We start from the raw sequence: 2,720 nt of genomic DNA on the forward strand, positions 1-2,720 counted from the left end.
TTAATACCCTTCACTGGTTGAGATTAGGAATGATATAAATTTCACCGCTACCGCAAGGCAATGTCATTAAGTTAAGGAAAATCCCCCAGAGGGGGAACAGGTTTGTAGCAATATACATCTCTAAAAGAACCGTGCCAGAGGTACGGAACACCTGAGTTGTGTACCTCTGGCACACTAAAAATTCATTTGTTTTTATTGCTACAAACCTTTTGCACCTCTGGTGCAACCTACCAATCTCTTAACTTAAAGACATTGTCCATTAGCCTTAAACAAAAAAGCCCCGGCAAATTGCCGGGGCTTTCCTATTAAATAACAAAATTCTTAGTTCAGATATTTAGTGATATCCTCAGATAGCGGAGTGGTTTGTGACCTGAAACGGTGGATCAGCTTGCCGTTCTCGTCTATCAGGAATTTTTCGAAGTTCCATTTGATATCGCCGGTAAAATCAGGGTTTGGAGCTGTTGTTAAGTATTGAAACAACGGATCGATATCCAAACCTAAAACGCTTACCTTACCGCTCATCGGGAATTTTACGTTAAAGTTTTCTTTGCAAAAGGTTTTAATGTCCTGGTTAGTACCCGGTTCCTGGCCGCCGAAGTTATTGGCCGGGAAGCCTACTACTACCAGCTTGCCTTTGTATTGCTCAGATAATTTTTCCAGATCGGCGTATTGTTTGGTAAAGCCGCATTTTGAAGCGGTATTTACGATCAATACTTTTTTGCCTTTGTATTTAGCTAAGCTAAAATCTTTGCCATCGATAGTTTTCAGTTTAAAATCATATACTGAAGAAGGTGCTGTGGCAAATAATAAGGCGATGATGAGTGCCAGTGTTTTCATGGTTTTTACAATTGATTTTTAATAATCCAGTATAAAAGTAAAGCTAAAAATTTCTTTTAGCTAAGTACTCATCTTCTTTTTGTGTCATTTTTTGTTTTGTAACAACACTTTTATCCGTGTAGCCCAAAAGGTGCAGGGCCCCATGAATGATTACACGGTGAAGCTCATCGGTTTCGCCGGTTTTAAATTTGGCGCCGTTTTCGCGGATACGGTCTACCGAAATAAAAATATCGCCAACAATATCCCCCTCAACTTCTGAGTTATCAAAAGTTACGATATCGGTATACGTATCATGATCAAGATATTGCTGGTTTATTTGCAGCAGGTAAGCATCCGAGCAAAAAATGTAATTAAGTTCTTTCAGTTTAAAGCCTTCGGCAACTACGGTATCCTTGATCCACTGTCTTAACTGCGCTTTTTGTTTGGGCTTAAAAGTAGTGTCTTCTTCAAAAAAATTAATAGCGGGCATCAGATCTTAAAGTGAAGTTCAATTTCATTACCCGATGCGTTAAAGATGCACTGATCAGCAAGGTGTTTAATAATAAATACGCCTCGTCCGGTCAGGTTCTCGAGGTTTTCGGGAGCTGTTGGGTCGGCAAGGTTATTATAGTCAAAGCCCGGGCCTTCATCGGTAACCGTCCAGATAATACGCTTGGGCTCAACTTCAGCATTAACAATCACCTTTTTAGTCTCGTCCTGTTTATTACCATGCATAATGGCATTAATAACCGCTTCGTTAAGACAGGTCATCATGTTGGCGAAGGTATCTTCTTCAACATGATATTTATCAGCAATTTCTTCTATCAGCTGCTCAAGCAACGCTATGCTCTCCGGTTTTGACGGCAGCTGCAACGTATATAGCTCGCTGGTTTGAACATTTGCCTCTTCCATATTATTTGGCATTAAGTTGATCAAAGTAAGATTTAATTTTTTGTTTATAATACAAATTAAGTGCCGGAGATACAGTTCTGATCTGCTCCGTTTGTTTTGCTTTTTGTTGCTGGTACCCCTGCAGTGCCTTTATGTATCCCGGCGGCAAATCCTTACCCGCATTACTCTCTCTTTGCTGATCCTGATCTCGTTGCTGCTCGGCCTTTTCAGCCTCTAATAACCGGGTTTGTATTTGCTGCTGCCTTTTTAGCGCGTCATCTGTTATCTTCCTGTTTACGAGATCACGTTCGGTTTGTTCCATTTCTTTCGAAATTTTATCCAAATTGCCCAATCCGCCTGTCCCGTCTTTGTTTTCGTCCCTGTCAATTTGTTGCAAAGCCTGACGGATCATCTGCTGCTGACGTGCCATTTTAGCAAACTGCTCGCTCATATTGCCGCTATTCCCTTGCTGGCCCTTGCCCTGGTTTCCCTGTTGCTGCATCTGCTCGCGGGCCTTCTGCATATTTTGATTAAGCTGCTGCTGCATTTTTGCAAGCTGCGATATCGACTGTTGTTTACCCTTGCCCCCTTTACCGCCCTTGTTCATCATTTTTTGCATTTGCTCAAGCGCTTCGCTCAGCATCAGGGCCAGGTTATTCATGGATGTCATGGCGTATTGCTGGTTGCGGTTGGCTTCCAGCGTACGCCTGTCGCCCAGAAACTCGAGGGCCTGGTCAATATGCTCGTTGATACTGGCGATCTCCTTATTTACTGTCGACTGGATCTGTGGTACCCTCCAGTCGCATAACTACGTGCTGCACAGCGAAGGCCTGGAACCGCGCCCGCTGAAGACCAAGGAAACCGGCGTGCCTATCCGCCCCGGCGATGTCTTCAAGGTCCAATCCGGCGGCGGCGGCGGCTGGGGGGACCCGGCAAAGCGCGACCCGAAGGCGCGCGAGTGGGACACGGTCAACGGCTTTACGGCGTAAATCATCATGTATCGTATCGGCATC

At 44.1% G+C, this 2,720-nt stretch carries 5 protein-coding genes; 1 reads left to right on the top strand and 4 read right to left on the bottom strand.

The window, feature by feature from the left end:
* Nucleotides 1–321: 321 nt before the first annotated feature.
* From VF500_RS19075 to VF500_RS19090, 4 genes are read right to left on the bottom strand one after another with little or no spacing between them, the layout of a single operon-like run.
* Nucleotides 322–837, bottom strand: coding sequence for a glutathione peroxidase (locus VF500_RS19075; RefSeq protein WP_091174940.1), 516 nt, complete (start codon nucleotides 835–837; stop codon nucleotides 322–324).
* Between the two features lie 43 nt (nucleotides 838–880).
* Complete coding sequence (gene ybeY / locus VF500_RS19080) at nucleotides 881–1,306, bottom strand: rRNA maturation RNase YbeY (protein ID WP_121232805.1); 426 nt, start codon at nucleotides 1,304–1,306, stop codon at nucleotides 881–883.
* Complete coding sequence (locus VF500_RS19085) at nucleotides 1,306–1,728, bottom strand: ATP-binding protein (protein WP_121232804.1); 423 nt, start codon at nucleotides 1,726–1,728, stop codon at nucleotides 1,306–1,308. Before VF500_RS19085 ends, ybeY begins: the two co-directional genes overlap by 1 nt.
* 1 nt (nucleotide 1,729) lies before the next feature.
* A complete protein-coding gene (locus VF500_RS19090; RefSeq protein WP_330861204.1) occupies nucleotides 1,730–2,377 on the bottom strand; it encodes a hypothetical protein in 648 nt (215 codons plus the stop codon).
* A gap of 76 nt (nucleotides 2,378–2,453) precedes the next feature.
* Between VF500_RS19090 and VF500_RS19095 the strand changes: the two genes are divergently transcribed.
* Complete coding sequence (locus VF500_RS19095; RefSeq protein WP_330861205.1) at nucleotides 2,454–2,696, top strand: hypothetical protein; 243 nt, start codon at nucleotides 2,454–2,456, stop codon at nucleotides 2,694–2,696.
* Nucleotides 2,697–2,720 lie beyond the last annotated feature (24 nt).

The sequence above is a fragment of the Mucilaginibacter sp. genome (assembly GCF_036383575.1).
Lineage (GTDB): Bacteria > Bacteroidota > Bacteroidia > Sphingobacteriales > Sphingobacteriaceae > Mucilaginibacter.

Bases quoted from the DNA above. Each gene is read 5' to 3' on its own strand.
- VF500_RS19075 (WP_091174940.1), bottom strand. From the start codon at position 837: ATGAAAACACTGGCACTCATCATCGCCTTATTATTTGCCACAGCACCT.
- ybeY (WP_121232805.1), bottom strand. From the start codon at position 1,306: ATGCCCGCTATTAATTTTTTTGAAGAAGACACTACTTTTAAGCCCAAA.
- VF500_RS19085 (WP_121232804.1), bottom strand. From the start codon at position 1,728: ATGGAAGAGGCAAATGTTCAAACCAGCGAGCTATATACGTTGCAGCTG.
- VF500_RS19090 (WP_330861204.1), bottom strand. From the start codon at position 2,377: ATGACATCCATGAATAACCTGGCCCTGATGCTGAGCGAAGCGCTTGAG.